At 46.2% G+C, this 18,346-nt stretch carries 20 protein-coding genes and 1 tRNA gene; 15 read left to right on the plus strand and 6 right to left on the minus strand.

Features of this window, described 5'->3' with window-relative positions; genetic code table 11:
• Positions 1-122 precede the first annotated feature (122 nt).
• Positions 123-1,553: a glutamate--tRNA ligase gene (gene gltX, locus ACWYU8_RS13685; RefSeq protein ID WP_457520215.1), complete on the plus strand. Its 1,431-nt coding sequence runs from the start codon at positions 123-125 to the stop codon at positions 1,551-1,553.
• 642 nt (positions 1,554-2,195) lie between these two features.
• The gene (locus tag ACWYU8_RS13690; RefSeq protein WP_457520216.1) at positions 2,196-3,146 is read left to right on the plus strand and encodes an OmpA family protein; all 951 of its coding nucleotides are present in this window, start codon (positions 2,196-2,198) and stop codon (positions 3,144-3,146) included.
• A 141-nt stretch (positions 3,147-3,287) separates the two neighbouring features.
• On the opposite strand, the gene ACWYU8_RS13695 is transcribed toward ACWYU8_RS13690, so the two are convergent.
• From ACWYU8_RS13695 to ACWYU8_RS13705, 3 genes are all read right to left on the minus strand, one after another.
• A complete protein-coding gene (locus ACWYU8_RS13695; RefSeq protein WP_457520217.1) occupies positions 3,288-3,794 on the minus strand; it encodes a Fe3+-citrate ABC transporter substrate-binding protein in 507 nt (168 codons plus the stop codon).
• A gap of 246 nt (positions 3,795-4,040) precedes the next feature.
• Positions 4,041-4,116 (minus strand) — tRNA-Arg (locus ACWYU8_RS13700).
• 91 nt (positions 4,117-4,207) lie between these two features.
• The gene (locus tag ACWYU8_RS13705) at positions 4,208-5,341 is read right to left on the minus strand and encodes a flagellar assembly protein FlgT (RefSeq protein ID WP_457520218.1); all 1,134 of its coding nucleotides are present in this window, start codon (positions 5,339-5,341) and stop codon (positions 4,208-4,210) included.
• Positions 5,342-5,509: 168 nt separating this feature from the next.
• Here ACWYU8_RS13705 and ACWYU8_RS13710 point away from each other — a divergent pair, with 168 nt between their 5' ends.
• Both ACWYU8_RS13710 and flgP read left to right on the plus strand, forming a co-directional pair.
• A complete protein-coding gene (locus ACWYU8_RS13710) occupies positions 5,510-6,148 on the plus strand; it encodes a FlgO family outer membrane protein (protein ID WP_457520219.1) in 639 nt (212 codons plus the stop codon).
• A gap of 9 nt (positions 6,149-6,157) precedes the next feature.
• Positions 6,158-6,589 (plus strand): flagellar assembly lipoprotein FlgP, encoded by a 432-nt coding sequence (gene flgP, locus ACWYU8_RS13715; RefSeq protein WP_457520220.1) that lies wholly within the window; start codon positions 6,158-6,160, stop codon positions 6,587-6,589.
• A gap of 91 nt (positions 6,590-6,680) precedes the next feature.
• On the opposite strand, the gene ACWYU8_RS13720 is transcribed toward flgP, so the two are convergent.
• The 3 genes from ACWYU8_RS13720 to flgA form a co-directional block, all read right to left on the minus strand.
• On the minus strand, positions 6,681-7,106 hold the full coding sequence (locus ACWYU8_RS13720; protein WP_457520221.1) for a flagella synthesis protein FlgN: 426 nt from the start codon (positions 7,104-7,106) through the stop codon (positions 6,681-6,683).
• A 17-nt stretch (positions 7,107-7,123) separates the two neighbouring features.
• Positions 7,124-7,447, minus strand: a complete 324-nt coding sequence (flgM, locus tag ACWYU8_RS13725) for a flagellar biosynthesis anti-sigma factor FlgM (protein ID WP_457520222.1) — start codon at positions 7,445-7,447, stop codon at positions 7,124-7,126.
• A gap of 116 nt (positions 7,448-7,563) precedes the next feature.
• Positions 7,564-8,310 (minus strand): flagellar basal body P-ring formation chaperone FlgA, encoded by a 747-nt coding sequence (gene flgA / locus ACWYU8_RS13730; protein WP_457520223.1) that lies wholly within the window; start codon positions 8,308-8,310, stop codon positions 7,564-7,566.
• A gap of 76 nt (positions 8,311-8,386) precedes the next feature.
• Here flgA and ACWYU8_RS13735 point away from each other — a divergent pair, with 76 nt between their 5' ends.
• From ACWYU8_RS13735 to flgJ, 11 genes are all read left to right on the plus strand, one after another.
• Entirely contained in the window at positions 8,387-9,313 is a 927-nt protein-coding gene (locus ACWYU8_RS13735) for a chemotaxis protein (RefSeq protein WP_457520224.1), read from the plus strand.
• 10 nt (positions 9,314-9,323) lie between these two features.
• Complete coding sequence (locus ACWYU8_RS13740; protein WP_457520225.1) at positions 9,324-10,163, plus strand: protein-glutamate O-methyltransferase; 840 nt, start codon at positions 9,324-9,326, stop codon at positions 10,161-10,163.
• Between the two features lie 189 nt (positions 10,164-10,352).
• The gene (gene flgB / locus ACWYU8_RS13745) at positions 10,353-10,748 is read left to right on the plus strand and encodes a flagellar basal body rod protein FlgB (protein ID WP_457520226.1); all 396 of its coding nucleotides are present in this window, start codon (positions 10,353-10,355) and stop codon (positions 10,746-10,748) included.
• Positions 10,749-10,753: 5 nt separating this feature from the next.
• Positions 10,754-11,167: a flagellar basal body rod protein FlgC gene (gene flgC, locus ACWYU8_RS13750; protein ID WP_457520227.1), complete on the plus strand. Its 414-nt coding sequence runs from the start codon at positions 10,754-10,756 to the stop codon at positions 11,165-11,167.
• A gap of 17 nt (positions 11,168-11,184) precedes the next feature.
• A complete protein-coding gene (gene flgD, locus ACWYU8_RS13755; RefSeq protein WP_457520228.1) occupies positions 11,185-11,892 on the plus strand; it encodes a flagellar hook assembly protein FlgD in 708 nt (235 codons plus the stop codon).
• Between the two features lie 31 nt (positions 11,893-11,923).
• The gene (gene flgE / locus ACWYU8_RS13760; protein ID WP_457520229.1) at positions 11,924-13,258 is read left to right on the plus strand and encodes a flagellar hook protein FlgE; all 1,335 of its coding nucleotides are present in this window, start codon (positions 11,924-11,926) and stop codon (positions 13,256-13,258) included.
• A 503-nt stretch (positions 13,259-13,761) separates the two neighbouring features.
• Positions 13,762-14,511: a flagellar basal body rod protein FlgF gene (locus ACWYU8_RS13765; protein WP_457520230.1), complete on the plus strand. Its 750-nt coding sequence runs from the start codon at positions 13,762-13,764 to the stop codon at positions 14,509-14,511.
• A gap of 18 nt (positions 14,512-14,529) precedes the next feature.
• On the plus strand, positions 14,530-15,318 hold the full coding sequence (flgG, locus tag ACWYU8_RS13770; RefSeq protein WP_457520231.1) for a flagellar basal-body rod protein FlgG: 789 nt from the start codon (positions 14,530-14,532) through the stop codon (positions 15,316-15,318).
• Positions 15,319-15,351: 33 nt separating this feature from the next.
• Entirely contained in the window at positions 15,352-16,128 is a 777-nt protein-coding gene (gene flgH / locus ACWYU8_RS13775) for a flagellar basal body L-ring protein FlgH (RefSeq protein ID WP_457520353.1), read from the plus strand.
• 42 nt (positions 16,129-16,170) lie between these two features.
• Positions 16,171-17,262 carry a flagellar basal body P-ring protein FlgI gene (locus tag ACWYU8_RS13780; RefSeq protein WP_457520232.1) on the plus strand — a complete coding sequence of 364 codons (1,092 nt, stop codon included), beginning with the start codon at positions 16,171-16,173 and terminating at the stop codon, positions 17,260-17,262.
• A 17-nt stretch (positions 17,263-17,279) separates the two neighbouring features.
• Complete coding sequence (gene flgJ, locus ACWYU8_RS13785) at positions 17,280-18,224, plus strand: flagellar assembly peptidoglycan hydrolase FlgJ (protein WP_457520233.1); 945 nt, start codon at positions 17,280-17,282, stop codon at positions 18,222-18,224.
• Positions 18,225-18,346: the final 122 nt, after the last annotated feature.

The following is an 18,346-nucleotide window of genomic DNA, read 5'->3' on the forward strand; positions in this document are numbered from 1 at the left end:
ATGAATATATAAACACGGAATGATTGTAGAATTGGCTTACGATGGTAAAATGTCGCCACTTTTTTATCCTTGATATTCCAACGAGAACCCTCTCGTTGAACATTAACCTCTAAGGAACTCAAATGACGGTTAAAACTCGTTTTGCTCCTAGCCCAACTGGCTATCTACACGTTGGTGGTGCGCGTACTGCACTTTACTCTTGGCTATATGCTAAAAACCAAGGTGGTGAATTCGTTCTGCGTATCGAAGATACAGACCTTGAGCGTAACTCTAAGGAAGCAGTTGACGCGATTCTGGAAGGTATGGAATGGCTAGGGCTGGAGTGGGATGAAGGTCCTTACTACCAAACTCAACGTTTTGATCGTTACAACGAAGTGGTTGATACGCTGCTTGCTGAAGACAAGGCATACAAATGCTATGCGTCTAAAGAGCTGCTGGATGAAATTCGTGCAGAGCAAGAAGTAAATAAAGAAATGCCTCGTTACGACGCAAACCATCCAAAAATCAAAGCGGCAAACGCAGCGGCAAAAGATGGCGATCCATGTGTAATCCGTTTCCGCAACCCGAAAGAGGGCAGCGTAGTATTTGACGACCAAATCCGTGGCCGCATCGAAATCCGCAACGAGCAAATGGATGACCTGATTATTCGTCGTACAGATGGTTCTCCAACGTACAACTTCTGTGTTGTGGTGGATGACTGGGATATGGGCATTACGCACGTTGTTCGCGGTGAAGACCATATCAACAACACGCCTCGTCAAATCAACATTTACGAAGCATTGGGTGCACCTGTACCAACATTTGCTCATTGTGCAATGATCCTGGGTGACGACGGTGCGAAATTGTCTAAACGTCATGGCGCTGTATCGGTAATGCAGTACCGCGATATGGGTTACTTGCCTGTTGCGCTAAACAACTACCTGATCCGTCTGGGTTGGTCTCACGGTGATCAGGAAATCTTCAGCCAAGAAGAGATGATCAACCTGTTCAGTCTAACCGCTGTATCTAAGTCTGCGTCTGCATTCAACACAGACAAACTGCAATGGTTGAACAACCACTACATCAAAACTTCAGAGCCAGAATACGTTGCTAAGCACCTGCAATGGCACCTTGACCAGCAGAAATTGGACGTAACAAACGGCCCTGCAATCACCGAAGTGATCAAGCTGGTTGGTGAGCGTTGCCATACTCTTGTTGAGCTGGCAGAGCAGATCCGTTACTTCTACGAAGATTTCTCTGAGTTTGAAGCGGGTGCTGCGAAGAAACACCTGCGTGGTGTGGCAAAAGAGCCACTAGAGCTTGCACTTGCAAAAGCAGAAGCACTAACAGACTGGACGACTGAAAGCATCAAAGACGGCGTGATCGCAGCTGTTTGTGAAGAGCTGGAAATCGGCATGGGTAAAATTGGTATGCCACTACGTGTCGCGGTAACAGGCGGCGGGCAGTCTCCATCTGTTGACGCTGTGATGGCTCTGATTGGCCAGGAGCGTTGTATCGCTCGCATTAAAATGGCACTAGAGTACATCGCTGAACGTGAAGCAAATGCGCAATAGTCGTGAATAAAACAGACAAGTAGTGAATAAATAGTCAAAAAGCCGCGGTATTTACCGCGGTTTTTTTTCGCTCGGTGATCAGATTAAAAGATAAAAAGCTCATTCATCGAGTGCCTATCACTCTGCCAAATTGATGTCAGAATGTTTTGTTATCGATAGGAATTTGTAATCTAAATTCATTTTCAATGATGAATGTCTTGCTATTTATAATCAAAGTATCTTTATGATTTATATCCAGTATCTATAAAGTTCCCCAAATATCGTCTCAATTATGAGAAAGTTAAATGCTATAGCTTTACTTTTGTGAAAATGTACGCAAACGTTTGCGCGGTTGTTGTGACTGGTTTGGGGGTGCTCTAGATCACACTATGCTTGTTTTTTTGATGACACTAAATTGACAGTTTTGGGATTTTTCTCAAGTTTTCTTGGCGTTATAGTTCATCCCGCCAGTGAAAAATAGATAGCGATAAAAATCACGGTACTGGAATGCTACCCAAGCTCTCTTCGTTAGATATTGTGCATATGCATGATTGGAGTTTGCTTCGGTAATAGGCTCAAGGAATGAATAAATATTGAAATACAACGTCAGTCAGGCGACGCATTTCGTGAACAAATAAAAGTAATTCTTTATAGGAATCAATAATGAAAAAACTAGCAGCGGTAATTTCAGCATCTTTACTTATGGCATCGGCAGCGCAAGCAGAAGTTTATGTGGGCGGTAAAATGGGTAAATCTTGGTTGGAAGATGCTTGTGTATCAGGTCAGTCTTGTGACAAAGATGACACGACTCTTGGTGCTTTTGTTGGTTACGAATTTAACGACTATATCGCATTAGAAGCAGGCTTTGACAACGTTGGTGATTTCGATGAGTCTTCATTCGGTGGTCACGTAGAAGCCATTACTCTTGCTCCTAAGTTCAGCCTGCCAATCACTGAAGACATCGCACTTTACGGTAAAGTGGGTGGCGCGTATGTTATGTTTGATGGCAAAGACGATTACTCGTACCTAGGCGCAGCTGGTCTTGAATTCAACATCAGCCAGAACGTTACAGCTCGTGCGGAATACCAAACGATCACTGACATCAATAACGATGTCGTTCGTGCAACAGGTAACACAGCAACTCTGGGTGTTTCATTTAAATTCGGTGGCAGTGAAGAGCCAGTTGTTGAAGAAGCAGCAGTAGTCGAAGAAGTTGCAGTCGTTGAAGAGCCTGTTGTTGTGACGAAAACATTTGAAACTCAAACTATGGGTACAGGTAGCTTCGATGTAAACAGCGCAACGCTTAAAGCAGAAAGCTCAGCTAAACTAGACAACCTGGTTGCTTTCTTAAATGAATACCCACAAGCGAACGTTGAAGTGGTTGGTTACACTGATACTTCTGGCGCAGCAGCATACAACCAAAAAATGTCTGAGAAGCGTGCAGAATCTGTCGCTAACGCTCTAGTAGAAAAAGGCATTGATGCATCACGCATCCAAGCTCGCGGTGAAGGTGAAAACAACCCTATCGCATCAAACGACACTCTTGAAGGTCGTCAACAAAACCGTCGCGTAGAAGTGATCGTTCCTGAATTTGAATACCAAGTTCAACAATAAGATACTTTCTGATTACAGAGTAGAATCCTGAATTCCACTGCCCCGAAGCGTTCGCTCTTTGGGGCATTGTTATATCTAGGGTTTGTTAACGGTTGTTGCTATCGACAGTATTAGATCGAAAAAATGGTTCGACAAAGTGGGTTATTTGAGATTGATACTGGTGACGCGCCCCATAAACGTGAGTATTTCCAGATTATCTTTGTGTGCCTTCAGTAAGGCTTTCTTGGTTTGCATATAAGCGGCAAGCTTGCCGTATTTACTGATTGAGCGTACTACGGTTTTATACCGATATTCCCCATCCTCATTAAACTCTCGCCACTTCGCAATGTAACACGTGTCTCGATTGTCCGGATTTTCCAATGTCGGGTTCGGTTTATGGACAATTTTCGGTTCTACGCTGTGCGGCAATCTTGTCATCAGGTAGGGATCTTTTAAAAGACGCCGCCAAAACTTGCCCCACATCTGTAGTCCTAATTCATTTCTCAATTTGATGGCTTTCTTTAAGCCTTTTTCTTCTCCAATGCGCACAAATCCCACCGAGCGGTGCAACACCGTATCCTCGGGAGTGTGAATGTGGATCTTAAAGGCTGTTTTGCCTTTGGAAATAAAGCGGTGTCCAGTGTTAGTTATTAAATTGCTTTTAGACATAGGCTAACTAATATCTTTATTAATCTCGGAAAGGGAAGCAAAACTCATCAATAATTAAAGTCATAAAATATAAAACTGTAAATAGCTACGTTTCAATTAGATTTTAAGTGGTCAAACCGTGTGCGTTGAGAAGCCGAAATCTGAGTTCGGGTTGCTTTGGAAAGATGAGTGCGCGCAACCGATAAGGTTAGGGAGGTATCGCTTCAAAGAAAAAACCTTAGCTCAATAGTGAACTAAGGTTTGATATGGCGCCCTCAGTAGGATTCGAACCTACGACCTGTCCCTTAGGAGGGGACTGCGCTATCCACTGTGCCATGAGGGCATAATACCAAGTACTTTGGTTGGTATAATCAAATAAGATGCCCACCCATAATATTCAAAAGTGAGCATATCTCAAGGGTTAATCTTGCCTTTTAAAGCATGTTGCTCATTACATCGCCAATTTGTACGCTCGATGTCAGGTCAGGCTGGTCGATACTCAGTTCTGCCTCCTGCTCATAGACGCGAGAGACGGTTAATGTAATGTCACTTTTCGATACTTTATTACGTGGTAAACCATTCTGGTCGATGAAGGAGGCAGTATGCCACAATTGCAACTTATCGCCTTCTTTAACGCCATGCATTCGGCCTAAATCTATGGTGACGATGTTGCCGTAGACGGCTACCACTTCCGGCAAGGTTATCTTACAAGACAGTTCAGACTCCAAATCCAACATGATATTTCGGCTAACGCGCAGCATCATTTCACCGTAGGTAGATGCCCAGTATCTCGCACTACGAGTGTCGACCTGACTGGTCTTTGCGAATGGCCAGCGCGCCACTTCTCGGTAGCTTTTATTGAAGACCTCATGGCCAGTTTTGCCATCATAAACTTTCATCTCCAGCGCGAATTGGCGGTTAATGATGTCATCTTGCAATACTTGAGATTCAACGGTTGCGGTTAAGTCTGTAATCACCCCACCAACAATGTATTGAGCGCCATTATCCTGAGCGATCATTTGCGTACGCATCGGGTCGCTTCGGCTGATTGAGTAGTCTGTAGTGCCGACAGAAACGAAACTGTGCGACGTCTGTTCGATCTGACGATTCACCACATGGCTGAAGTCATCACCGACTTGATAAATTTGTCCCATCACCGCTTGCTGCGGAGAAGCAATATCGATATTGCCGATCAAGATGGTTTTCTTGTATTGCGCTGTGTGGCAACCCGTTGCCGATGGATAGATGTCGACGCGGATTTTTATTTCCATTTTTCCGCTACGTTTACGCTCAGATTCGACAAGTATGTAACGAACCTCGTGGTTAGTGAACTGATACTCTTTGCGGATCTCTTCTAATAGCGGCATTAAATTACTGATGCTGCCAATGTCGGCACCTGAAAAGTTGACAGCTTTGAATAGCGCGTCTTCCAGGGCGTGTAGCCTTGCCGCATCGTCAGAAGAAACGATCGTGGCAACACCTGTTACTTCATACCACGCAGCGAAGACGCGAAAAGGCAGAAGTGCAATGAAAGTGATTGAAAACAAGAAGGTTAATGTTTTTTTCATGGTTTGTACTGTTCGGGTATAAATATTGCTTTAACAAACTCAGTTCAGTTTGGTGGCGATTGCTTTGTTTGGACAAACAAAAGAAAAGCAAAGACTGTTCCAACATTACGTTTCTTGCCAGGAATGAGAAGGAACAGTGACACCCAAGATTATCTGGAGAATCAAACCATGAAAAAGTGGCTTGTCGCCGTATCGATGATGACGCTTTTGACATCGTGTGCGTACTCACCAATTTACAATGGTAAAGAACCTTATGCAGGCAGTCAGTTTATGTTGGCAGATAGCCCGCGCCACACGATGGACTTCTTTATTGAAAGCCTGACCGAAGAGTTGATGGTGTCCAACGTTGCGGTTTCTGCACGCACGCCGATTGCGATTACGTCTTTTGTCGACATGCAAAACATGGATGCAACGAACTGGCTGGGAAACTCAGTATCGGAAGGATTTATTCACCAGTTTCAACGTCGTGGTTTTCAGGTGGTCGACTTTAAAACTACGGGCTCTATTCAAGTGACGCAACAAGGGGACTTTGCGCTAAGTCGCGATTGGAAAAATCTTGCGCACGAGCAGCAAATTCAGTACGTGCTGACGGGCACGATGTTACGTCAGGAAGGAGGCGTGCTGATTAATGCGCGTGTGGTTGGTATGCAAAGTCGGATTGTGGTGGCAACGGCACAAGGTTTCCTGCCTGCGGATCGTATTGGTCGTGATCTAGATACTCTGAACAGTATTCGCACTCAGGATGGCGTGTTGATTCGCTCAGACCCAACGATTCGTCAGCCATACACTGTTATTCTCCGTCCATAGGATATAGCCATGAAAAAGTTATTATTTATTATCGCTACCCTAGTGCTGGAGGGTTGCCAGCCATTGCAGCAGATGCGTCAGGATGAACTGTTAGTGGCGGTAGGTTATGCGAGTGTGAGTGAGCAATCCGGTCGTACAGTGGAAGAAAAACGTGTACGGGCTATGCGTGCATCTAAGATTGATGCCTATAGAGAGCTGGCTGAGCAGGTCTATGGTATGCGAGTCAGTGGCCGTGCTGAGTTGCAAGATCAGCGTTTAGGTACCGAGCGAACATCAGGCGCTGTTGACGGTGTCATCCGTGGGGCGGAAGTAGTGCGAAGTTATTTAGTAGAAGACAGCTATGTCACTGAGCTTCGTCTGGATATCCGTAAAATGGACAAGCTCCGCGATTATGGCGAAGTACAACAGGTGCCGGAAAAGCGTCAGCAGACTCTGTTCTAACTTTTCCAGAAAATACAGATAATCTTAATGGCGGCTCATTGGTAACAATGGGTCGCTTTTTTAGTGCAGATGGATACAGTGAGGAGGTAGCTTAGGCTTTTAAGTTCGTGCCTAAGGTCGAAATAGTGTGGGTTTTTCCGCCAGCATTGTACGTCATACCGATTTTTCCGTGGCTATGTTGCAACATGTTGTTGAGCTTGTTGAAACTCAGCTGTGCCCGGTTGAGCGACTCGCCGTTTACTTGGTTGATTTTTTGGCAATCAAGCACGATTGACTGGATTTGAGTCACGCTCTGTTTTAAGAGCTCATCTTCGGTAAGTTGATTGACATGCGGGTGAGAGGCGATTCGCTGATCAGTGGTTCTGAGTTGATCAATGAGTGTCATTTTTTGTTTGGCAATGGTTTCGATCTCAGAAGAGACACGTGCTGTGATCGCTTGTGTTTCCTGACGCAAAACGACAGAAAGTGCCTGAGCATTTTCTAATTGGAAGTTGATGAGATCGACTAATGCTGCCATGAATACTTACCTACGGCCTAAGTCCGTTCGCTTTTGCCTTGCAATTCATTTTCAAATTTAATCATACTGTCTGCCAGTTTTTCTGGGTCCACTCTGTACGAACCATTTGCAATCGCTTCTTTGATTGCCGCCACTTTTGCGCTGTCGTAAGCCGGAGATGCTGCCAAATCCTGGTGGAGTTTGCTGACGGCCTTACTTTGTTGGCTCAACGACACCGCATCTTGCTGTGCTGGCGTTATCTTCGACTCTGTTGTGCTGGTCGCTTTCGAGTCATTACGTGCAGGTGCGCGACTGTTTGTCGTCATTATCTGACCTGAACGTATATTATCTATACCTGCCATGTTTAACCTTGCCTTGTATCGTAATACGGGTACTCAGACTATCGACCAATACCGAAATAACTTTAATCATTTTTTATGGATCGATGTTCACCATGCGCTTTTGGTGTCTAAAAAGGTCAAAAGTTGATGGTGATTTCCGCAATGTCAGTCACTATGCCGTCTATTATACGTTGAGACTTATCATTTTTCACTCTCACTTGATCCCCTGATGTACCATCCTGCAACGCGGTGCCCTGGGTCGTGATCGTCATGCCCGCTTTTGCTGCTTTTATGGTCACTTTTTCGTTACGACACACGACGCAAACATCATTGCGCTCGACGACATCACCAAGGCGTACACTGCGTTTTAACTTCGAACCAACCACTTGATCGTAGTCTGAGAAGCCCTCTTTGCGAAAGCGCTGTAATTCAATCATGGAAGTGGTGACGTCAGAGGCGCTGATGATTTCTCCCCGGCCAAGTTGACGGGTACTGACTACCATAGGTACCGAAACAGAAATGCGCACCGGCACGTAAACTTGCCAGCCGTCCTCTGGACACTCGACTAAAACGTTAATATTGCTGCGAGTGCTGCTGGTGGTGGATGCAGAAGTACTAAGAGGTTTAGGGCAGTCAGTGGCTTGGATTCGGAAGTCTATATTGGCTGCATTCACGCTTAACTCGCCGCCTGCAGGATGTTCTACCGTGGCAAGAATGTGTTGCTCTGCCGCCGTTTTTATCTGTTCGATCTGACTCTCTGTAGCAGAGTGAACAAAAAAGCTAAACATACTGAGCAAAATGCCGATAGCTTTAGCGTACTTTTTAAATACCGCTCTACATATTGTCTTAGTCAATGTGGTCGAAGTGATAGTGAAATACGCCATAAGGTCTCCCTGGAACAATACTTGCCAGCGGTAGAGTATCATTTAAAAACAAAAAGTTTGAGATGGAGATGAGCATATGACGGGGATTCTTGACTCAGTGAATCAGCGTACGCAACTCGTCGGTCAAAACCGATTGGAATTGTTGACCTTTCGACTGATGGGGCGGCAGCGTTACGGTATTAACGTATTCAAAGTAAGAGAAGTACTGCAATGCCCAAGGCTGACAGTCATGCCAAATCTGCACCGATTAGTAAAAGGTGTGGCTCATATTAGAGGCCATACCGTATCGGTTATTGATTTGAGTCTGGCAATTGGTGGTCGTCCAACGACTGAGATTGATAAGTGCTTTGTTGTGATAGCTGAGTTTAACCGGACAATTCAGGCGTTTTTGGTCTCTTCGGTCGAACGCATTATTAATATGCGCTGGGAAGCAATTCTGCCACCACCTGAAGGTGCAGGCAAAGCGCATTATCTGACGGCGGTAACAAACATCGATAACGAGTTAGTTGAAATTCTTGATGTCGAAAAAGTCTTGGCTGAAATTTCACCGGTTGATGAGGCGATGGATGCGGCGATTGGTGAAGAAATCGCACAGGCAGAGCAAGAAAAATCTATCGTACGCCGTATTTTGATTGTCGATGATTCCACAGTGGCACGAAAGCAGCTCGAGAGAGCAATCCGCTCAATTGGCTTTAAAGTCGTCTCGGCTAAAGATGGTAAAGAGGCTTACGACACATTGCTTGAAATGACTCGCAGAGGGGACATATACGATCAGATTTCTTTGGTTATTTCTGACATCGAAATGCCTGAGATGGACGGTTATACATTAACCGCTGAAATTCGCAGAAATGCCGATTTGAAAGACCTTTATGTTATTCTCCACTCTTCTTTGAGTGGTGTGTTTAATCAGGCCATGGTTGATCGCGTCGGGGCGAATACCTTCATAGCGAAATTTAACCCTGATGAACTGGGTAACGCGGTTAAATCTGCATTAATACAATAAAGAGACGTTAATGACTGCTATTACCATCAGTGATCAAGAGTATCGTGACTTTAGCCGTTTTTTAGAAGCGCAATGTGGCATTGTGTTAGGCGATAGTAAGCAATACTTAGTGCGCAGCCGATTAAGTCCATTAGTGACCAAGTTTAAGCTCACATCGTTGTCTGATTTGCTACGTGATGTGGTTTCGGGGCGTAATCGTGAGTTACGTATTTCTGCTGTGGATGCAATGACGACAAACGAAACACTTTGGTTTCGGGATACTTATCCGTTCACTGTTTTAGCCGAGAAATTATTGCCGGAAGTAGTGGCAAACAAGCGCCCGATTAAAATTTGGTCGGCAGCCAGCTCATCGGGTCAAGAGCCTTACTCCATCGCGATGACCATTCTGGAAACGCAGCAGCGTAAACCGGGATTGCTACCAAATATTTCCATTACTGCGACCGACATATCGACCAGCATGCTGGAAATGTGTCGTGCTGGTGTGTATGACAACTTAGCGTTGGGGCGTGGTTTGTCTCCTGAGCGTCGCCGTACCTTTTTTGAAGATGCTGGCGATGGTCGTATGAAAGTGAAAGACAATGTAAAGAGGCTGGTCAACTTCCGGCCGCAAAATCTACTCGACAGTTACGCTTTGGTGGGTAAATTCGACATCATTTTTTGCCGCAATGTGCTGATTTACTTCTCACCGGAGATGAAATCAAAAGTGCTCAATCAAATGGCAAACCAGTTAAATCCGGGTGGTTATCTATTGCTGGGGGCGTCAGAGTCTTTGACCGGACTGACTGATCGTTTTGAAATGGTACGCTGCAACCCGGGCATTATTTATAAACTTAAAGATCCTAGAGGCTAGGCTCCTAGGTTCTAGGTGTGTTTGCGGCCAGTTCAGTGATAAACGCAAGCCCCGGATTTTGTTGCTTTTGGAATACGGATTAAAGAAAGAGGTCCTAGGCCCTTTTTTTCTAGGCCCTTCCCTCCCTAATTGGCATACTAATTGCCTTTCAGTTACTTATACCGGTCAGTTCTAATTGTAGAGGCAAACATGGCTATATCTTTTGACAATGCACTAGGCATCCACCAACACACGGTGGGTGTACGTGAGCGCAATGCTGAGGTGATTTCTACCAACATAGCGCAAGCTAACACGCCTGGTTATAAAGCAAGAGGTTTAGACTTTGCGAAGGAACTACAAGCGGCAACCTCTGGGGCAAGCATGAGTCTTAGCCGAACAGATGGTCGGCATATTTCTGCCACTACCACTGTGATAGGAGACAAGTTGTATCGTCTTCCTACCCAACCCGATACGGGTGATGGCAACACGGTTGATTTGGATTTAGAGCGTAATCTGTTTATGCAAAACCAAATCAGACATCAGGCATCACTCGACTTTCTGGGCGGCAAATTCAAGAACTTAACCAAGGCAATCAAAGGGGAATAATTTAGATGAGCTTATTTAACGTTTTCAATGTGACAGGTTCTGCAATGAGCGCTGAGTCTGTTCGTCTGAATACTACCTCAAGCAACTTGGCAAACGCGGACAGTGTCAGCAGCTCTGCAAAAGACACCTATAAAGCGCGTCATGCTGTATTTGGTGCTGAGTTTAGTAACGCTATGCATGGCGGTAATACCGTGCCAGTGAAAGTATTGGGAATTGTAGAAAGCGATAAACCGCTCAATGCGGAGTACAACCCTGATCACCCCCTTGCAAACGAAGAAGGCTACATCTACAAGCCGAACGTTAATGTAATGGAAGAAATGGCAAACATGATTTCTGCTTCTCGCGCATACCAAACTAATGTGCAAGTGGCTGATTCTGGAAAACAAATGCTGCTGCGTACGCTGCAGATGGGTCAATAAGGATAAGGAGGTAGCGTATGGCCGGAATTAATAACGTTGGTCAAAGCGGCTTGTCCTATATTGACCAGCTTAAGAGTCTTCAAGAGAACAAGAAAGCGGAAGGGAACACAGGTAAGCAGGACCTTAAACAGGAAGACTTCTTATCTTTGCTCACCAAGCAATTGTCTCAGCAGGACCCTTTTAAGCCAGTCGGCAATGACCAGATGATCGCGCAAATGGCATCATTTGCGACCGTAGATGGTATCGGCAAAATGAACACTCAGTTTGAGAGTTTGAACTCGTCAATGACATCGAATCAGGCACTACAAGCTTCCTCTTTGGTTGGACGTGATGTTCTGGTTCCGGGTGCGGCGGGAGTGAAGCAGGATGATGCTCCAATGGCGGCAATGGTGAAGCTTTCACAATCTATCGACAATTTGTTTGTTCGTGTAGAAGACGAAGCAGGCCAACTGGTTCGTACTTTTGAGGTAGGGGCGAAACCAGCCGGCGACACGCGCGTACTCTGGGACGGTAATGATGAAAGCGGAAATCCATTGCCGGCCGGTAAATACAAAGTAAAAGCGTCTGGTTTAGTTGATGGGAAGTCACAAGAGTTCCCGGTATCCACTTATGCCAACGTAAACAGCGTATTGCTCGGTAAGGGCGACGGAAACGTATTACTCAATCTGGCGGGTTTTGAATCGCCAGTTCGACTTGCAGAAGTATTGGAAGTCGGCAAAGCGTAACGCATAACACGCGAGATCAGGAGACTTTGGAATGTCATATGTATCTTTAAGCGGTTTGTCCGCTGCTCAACTGGATTTAAACACCACCAGTAACAACATTGCAAACGCCAACACGTACGGCTTTAAAGAGTCCCGTGCCGAGTTCGCGGATGTTTACTCAAACTCTTTGTTCACAAACGCTAAAACCACGCCAGGTGGCGGTGTTCAGGCTGGCCAGGTGGCTCAGCAATTCCATGAAGGTTCAAGTGTTTACACCAACAATCCGATGGATTTGCGCATCTCAGGTACGGGGTTCTTCGCGGTAGCGAAAGATCGTCTGGTGCCGCAGCAAAATGAAATGACACGTAACGGTGCGTTCCATTTGAACAGAGACAACTACATGGTAACGGCGAACGATGAGTTCCTGCTTGGTTATCAGGTAAACCCAGAGTCTGGTGAGGTGTCATCCTACGAGCCACAGCCAATCCATATTCCAGCCGAGTTTGGTAAGCCAAAACAAACCGCGAATATTGAAGTAGGCGTGAACTTACCTGCTAATGGTGATTTGAAAGATCCAATGCAGTTTGATTTTTCCGACCCTGATACGTACAACCGTTCAACGTCTTCAACCATTTATGACTCAATGGGTCAGTCTTACAAATTAACTACTTATTACCTGAAAGACCAGACTCAGCCGAACACCTGGAATACCTACTACACCGTTACCGATAAAGATGGTGAGAAGCCGGTAAATATTGCTCAAGGCGATGCAACAAACGCATCAGGCCATGTTGGTCACACGATGAAGTTCAACAATGATGGCACATTGGCTAGCTTGAATGGCGGCAACCCGATAACGTCTGTCGCGTTAGGTGGTACAGCAGGTGAAGGTGGTGAAGCTGCGGGAGCAAATGCGGGCATCAACCTCAATGGTGCCGATCCAACGCAAACTCTGAACTTTGGTTTGGACTCATCAACTCAGTTTGCGGCGCCATTTGAGCTGACTAAGTTCGATGAAGATGGTGCAACGACGGGCTTCCTGACCAAAGTTGATTTTGATGAAAACGGCAGTGTTTTGGGTACATACTCAAACGGTGAAAATGTTACCTTGGGTCGAGTCGCTCTGGTTCGTGTTCCTAACGAACAGGGGCTGGATAAAAAAGGCGGCACTCAGTGGGACTCAACTCAGTTTTCTGGTGAGAAAATCTGGGGTGAATCCAATAAAGGTTCTTTCGGTACCCTGAACAATGGTGTACTGGAGCAGTCAAACATTGATATGACTCAGGAGCTGGTGGATTTGATTTCTGCGCAGCGTAACTTCCAGGCAAACTCTCGTTCGCTAGAAGTGCATAATCAGCTACAGCAAAATATCCTGCAGATTCGATAACCTGCGTGACCAAGTAGAGTTTTTTTGCCTGATTACTTGGTCACTTTACGATATTCATCAAATGATTGGCCCAAAAACTCCTCACTTTGGGCTGTAATGCCAGTCGCTAACGCCCTTTATTGAGTCATTCCAGCGAGCCATAGCGAGACTAGGAATCTATTATCAGTGCGCTGAAAATAGTTAGGAACAATGTTGGCAACAAAGTGCTCGGATAGAAGATTCTGAATCACGCTCCTTCGTCGCTGTCCAGAATGACGGGGGTTGTGATATACCGTTCGCTGTTAAACGAGCAGCATTACACTTTGGGCAAACATTCTTTGAGCGCTTTGTTGCCGCTGTTGCCGCTAAGAGGATCCAAACCTTGCCTCTATCCTGGTTTAGGCTCTAAAAATTTCTTCTTATCCCCTTTATTTTTCCATTAAGATTTTGAATACTAAGTGTATTTTATTTTGGCATAAGTATTGCTTTTACTCTCAAGTACAGAGGACTTTAGGGAGTAATTTATGGATCGCGCACTGTTTCTCGCAATGAGCGGCGCCAAGCAAAACATGCAGGCTCTGCAATTGCGTGCCAACAACCTGGCCAACGTGAGCACCACGGGTTTTCGTGCGGATTTGGCACAGGCTCGTTCGATGCAAGCGTATGGAGAAGGGCTCCCTTCACGTGTGTTTAGCATGACAGAGCGTCCGGGACATAACTTTGCTCAAGGCAGTGTGATTACTACAGGACGAGATCTGGATGTAACCATTGAAGGCAGCGGCTGGATTTCTGTATTGGATCACACCGGCAAAGAAGGGTTAACGCGCAATGGTAACCTCAAAGTGGATCAGAACGGTTTACTGACCAACGCGAGTGGTCACGTCGTACTGGGCGAAAACGACGCACCGATTACTCTGCCAGTTCCTCTCTCAAAAATTGAAATCGGTCGTGACGGCACCATCTCTGTACTTCCTCAAGGTGCACCGGCAGAAGAATTGGAAGTGGTTGATCGCATCAAATTGGTCGGCACTGACGATCGAAGCTTATTTAAAGACACCAATGGTCTATTTCGCCATAAAACTCCAAACCAGCCTTACGAAGCAGATGCATCTATCAGTATCCAAACCGGTGCTATTGAAGGGAGTAACGTCAATGCCGTGGGTGAAATGACGGCGCTGATTGACCTACAGCGTCAGTTTGAAATGCAAGTCAAGATGATGAGCACCGCTGAAGAGATGGATAAGTCTTCAGATTCACTGCTTCGTATGAGTTAACAGAGTTAGAGGTTCACAATGCATCCAGCACTATGGGTTAGTAAAACCGGTTTAGACGCCCAACAAACCAACATCGCAACGATTTCAAACAACCTGGCTAACGCCTCGACGGTTGGCTACAAAAAGAGCCGCGCTGTATTCGAAGATTTGTTCTACCAGAACATTAATCAGCCAGGCGGCCAGTCTTCGCAGAATACAGAATTGCCAAGTGGTTTGATGCTGGGGGCAGGTTCTAAAGTCGTCGCAACACAAAAAGTGCACACACATGGTAATGCGCAGACCACCACCAACGCGCTCGACATGATGGTCGAGGGTGACGGCTTTTTTCAGGTCACTTTGCCAGACGGCAACCTTGGTTACACCCGTAACGGTCAGTTCACGTTGAATGGCGAAGGTACGCTGGTAACGTCCGGTTCTGGCTATCCGGTGGAACCTGAAATTGTTATTCCTGACGACGCAATCTCAATCACTGTCGGCACGGACGGTGAAGTTTCAGTACGCGTTCGCGGTCAGCAAGAAAACCAGGTTGTCGGCCAACTGACCATTACCGATTTCGTCAACCCTGGCGGCTTAGAGCCTATCGGTCAGAACCTTTACTTACCGACAGGTGCAAGTGGTGATCCGCAAGAAGGGGTTCCGGGTTTGGATGGTCTAGGTGAGATTCGTCAATCCATGCTGGAAGCGTCGAACGTAAACGTGACGGAAGAGCTGGTCAATATGATCGAAGCTCAGCGCGTTTATGAAATGAACTCAAAAGTGATTTCATCCGTCGATAAGATGATGAGCTTTGTTAACCAGCAGCTGTAACGGCTTATAAGCATAGGAAATGAGCATCTTATGGTGAAACGTATTTGCCTGCTTGTACTTATTAGTACCATGTCTGGCTGTGCCATATTTGAGCCGATTGAAGCGGATGAAGTTTCTCAGGCAACGACGGTTGTTGACGCGGTTGAAGGCGATAAATCCGAAGAGAACAGCGGCATGGTGGATACTTTACGCGGCAGAACGGATCCGCTAGCGGGCGATCCGGCATGGGCGCCAATCCATCCAAAGCAGAAACCAGAACATTATGCCGCGGCAACTGGATCTCTTTTCAGTCCAGAGCACATTACCGACCTCTATGATGACTCTAAACCACGTGGTGTGGGTGACATCATCACGGTTACGCTGGATGAAACCACTCGGGCAACTAAGAGTGCAAATGCAGATTTGTCGAAAAGCAATGACTCAACTATGGATCCTTTATCTGTCGGTGGACAAGAGCTGCAAATGGGGGGGCAATATAACTTTTCCTATGATTTGAGCAACAGCAACTCTTTTACGGGAGACGCCTCTGCTAACCAGAGCAACAGTATCAGTGGTTACATTACCGTTGAAGTGATTGAAGTTCTGGCAAACGGCAATCTTGTCATTCGTGGAGAAAAGTGGATGACGCTGAATACCGGCGATGAGTACATTCGTCTCAGCGGCACAATCCGCCCGGATGACATCAACTTCGACAATACGATTGCTTCAAACCGTGTATCGAACGCCCGAATCCAGTATTCAGGAACTGGGTTTCAGCAAGATATGCAAGAGCCGGGCTTTTTGGCACGATTCTTTAATGTCGCGCTTTAAGACGTCGCATAACGGCAATTAGACTTGAAGAGATAACTAAGCATGAAAAGAATCCTTTTACTCCTGATGAGTGTTGCCCTGTTTTCAACCACAGCCCAAGCCGCACGTATCAAAGATGTCGCGCAAGTGGCGGGTGTACGTAGCAACCAACTCGTGGGCTATGGCTTAGTTTCAGGCTTACCAGGTACTGGTGAATCAAATCCGTTCACTGAACAAAGTTTCGCGGCCATGCTGCAAAATTTCGGCATTCAACTGCCGCTGGGTACCAAGCCAAAAATCAAGAACGTTGCCGCAGTGATGGTAACAGCGACATTGCCGCCTTTTTCCAAGCCAGGTCAGCAAGTCGATGTCACTATTTCATCGATTGGTAGTGCGAAGAGCTTGCGTGGTGGTACCTTGCTACAAACGTTTCTAAAAGGTTTAGATGGTCAGGTTTATGCCGTCGCGCAAGGCAATCTGGTTGTCAGTGGCTTCAGTGCCGAAGGTGCCGATGGTTCAAAGATTGTCGGTAATAACCCGACGGTCGGCATTATCTCCAGTGGTGCGACGGTAGAACGTGAGATCCCAAACCCGTTTGGCCGCGGTGACTACATAACATTCAACCTGCTTGAATCTGATTTTACTACCGCGCAACGCATGGCAGATGCTGTTAACAACTTTCTTGGCCCACAAATGGCCAGTGCGGTAGATGCAACATCGGTACGCGTACGTGCGCCACGTGATGTAAGTCAGCGAGTAGCGTTTCTATCAGCCATAGAAAACCTTGAGTTCGATCCGGCAGATGGTGCGGCAAAAATCATCGTAAATTCCCGTACGGGCACTATCGTTGTCGGCAAGCATGTACGTCTTAAGCCAGCGGCGGTGACACATGGCGGTATGACCGTCGCGATTAAAGAAAATCTTAGTGTAAGCCAGCCGAATGCTTTCTCTGGCGGCCAGACCGTTGTGGTACCAGATTCTGATATTGAAGTGAATGAACAGCAGGGCAAGATGTTCAAATTTGAGCCGGGTTTGACACTGGATGATCTGGTTCGCGCAGTCAATGAAGTGGGCGCTGCGCCTTCAGACTTGATGGCTATATTGCAGGCGTTAAAACAAGCGGGTGCGATTGAAGGCCAGTTGATCATCATCTGAGTCATTAGGAGGCAGCAATGATTAATAATCCTAACGATATCGGCTTTATTCACGACATCAGTTCTCTCGATACTTTGCGCCAGAAAGCGGTAAAAGAGGGGAAAGACGGCGAACAAGAAGCCTTGCGTGCAGCAGCGCGACAGTTCGAGTCTATTTTTACTTCTATGATGCTTAAGTCGATGCGTGAAGCGAATGAAGGTTTCGAGTCGAATTTCATGAACAGCCAGAACGAAAAATTTTACCGTCAGATGCTGGATGAACAGATGGCGAGTGAACTGAGTGCTTCGGGCTCAATGGGTCTGGCCGATATGATAGTGGCTCAGTTGACTGCAGGGCAGGGCGACGATAAGAGTGAAACGACAGTGCGTGAAGCGGTAAACAGTGCCGCAGAATATCGCCGTGTTGATCCGCAAAAAGCGCGTGATATCGAGCAGCGTCTGATTGAATCAGGTGAGCTATCTCATCCAAACAATACTGTCGCTAAGATTCAAGCTCCGACTCGATTTGATTCTCCGGAATCGTTTGTTAGCTCAATGAAGCCATATGCGCAAAAGGCGGCCAAAGCATTAGGGATTGAACCATCACTGCTTCTTGCTCAAGCAGCGTTAGAGACGGGATGGGGACAAAAAGTAGTTAAGAATGCGCGTGGCAGCAGCAACAATCTTTTTAACATCAAAGCGGATCGTAGCTGGAAGGGAGATAAAGTCACCACTCAAACGTTGGAGTTTCATGACAACACACCTGTGAAAGAGACGGCGACGTTCCGTTCGTATTCAAGCTATCAAGACAGCTTCAACGATTACGTTCGTTTCTTAAACGACAACCCTCGTTACGAGACGGCACTACAACAACGTGGTGATTCTGAATCGTTCATTCGCGGAATTCACCGTGCTGGTTATGCGACGGATCCAGAATACCCAGATAAAGTTCTGCAAGTGCAACAGAAAATCGAAAGCATGTAGAGCTCACGAGCATCTACTGCACCTAATGCATCATCGAGGTTTGCCATTGTGCAAGCCTTTCTTTTATCGACAGTTCCTATTCGCCTTTATGCTTGGCATACCTTTTGCTTTTATTTGTCCAG

It is taken from the genome of Vibrio limimangrovi (assembly GCF_054064025.1).

Excerpts from the sequence above, each read along its gene's own strand:
- gltX (WP_457520215.1), top strand. The coding sequence starts at position 123 with ATGACGGTTAAAACTCGTTTTGCTCCTAGCCCAACTGGCTATCTACAC.
- ACWYU8_RS13690 (WP_457520216.1), top strand. The coding sequence starts at position 2,196 with ATGAAAAAACTAGCAGCGGTAATTTCAGCATCTTTACTTATGGCATCG.
- ACWYU8_RS13695 (WP_457520217.1), bottom strand. The coding sequence starts at position 3,794 with ATGTCTAAAAGCAATTTAATAACTAACACTGGACACCGCTTTATTTCC.
- ACWYU8_RS13705 (WP_457520218.1), bottom strand. The coding sequence starts at position 5,341 with ATGAAAAAAACATTAACCTTCTTGTTTTCAATCACTTTCATTGCACTT.
- ACWYU8_RS13710 (WP_457520219.1), top strand. The coding sequence starts at position 5,510 with ATGAAAAAGTGGCTTGTCGCCGTATCGATGATGACGCTTTTGACATCG.
- flgP (WP_457520220.1), top strand. The coding sequence starts at position 6,158 with ATGAAAAAGTTATTATTTATTATCGCTACCCTAGTGCTGGAGGGTTGC.
- ACWYU8_RS13720 (WP_457520221.1), bottom strand. The coding sequence starts at position 7,106 with ATGGCAGCATTAGTCGATCTCATCAACTTCCAATTAGAAAATGCTCAG.
- flgM (WP_457520222.1), bottom strand. The coding sequence starts at position 7,447 with ATGGCAGGTATAGATAATATACGTTCAGGTCAGATAATGACGACAAAC.
- flgA (WP_457520223.1), bottom strand. The coding sequence starts at position 8,310 with ATGGCGTATTTCACTATCACTTCGACCACATTGACTAAGACAATATGT.
- ACWYU8_RS13735 (WP_457520224.1), top strand. The coding sequence starts at position 8,387 with ATGACGGGGATTCTTGACTCAGTGAATCAGCGTACGCAACTCGTCGGT.
- ACWYU8_RS13740 (WP_457520225.1), top strand. The coding sequence starts at position 9,324 with ATGACTGCTATTACCATCAGTGATCAAGAGTATCGTGACTTTAGCCGT.
- flgB (WP_457520226.1), top strand. The coding sequence starts at position 10,353 with ATGGCTATATCTTTTGACAATGCACTAGGCATCCACCAACACACGGTG.
- flgC (WP_457520227.1), top strand. The coding sequence starts at position 10,754 with ATGAGCTTATTTAACGTTTTCAATGTGACAGGTTCTGCAATGAGCGCT.
- flgD (WP_457520228.1), top strand. The coding sequence starts at position 11,185 with ATGGCCGGAATTAATAACGTTGGTCAAAGCGGCTTGTCCTATATTGAC.
- flgE (WP_457520229.1), top strand. The coding sequence starts at position 11,924 with ATGTCATATGTATCTTTAAGCGGTTTGTCCGCTGCTCAACTGGATTTA.
- ACWYU8_RS13765 (WP_457520230.1), top strand. The coding sequence starts at position 13,762 with ATGGATCGCGCACTGTTTCTCGCAATGAGCGGCGCCAAGCAAAACATG.
- flgG (WP_457520231.1), top strand. The coding sequence starts at position 14,530 with ATGCATCCAGCACTATGGGTTAGTAAAACCGGTTTAGACGCCCAACAA.
- ACWYU8_RS13780 (WP_457520232.1), top strand. The coding sequence starts at position 16,171 with ATGAAAAGAATCCTTTTACTCCTGATGAGTGTTGCCCTGTTTTCAACC.
- flgJ (WP_457520233.1), top strand. The coding sequence starts at position 17,280 with ATGATTAATAATCCTAACGATATCGGCTTTATTCACGACATCAGTTCT.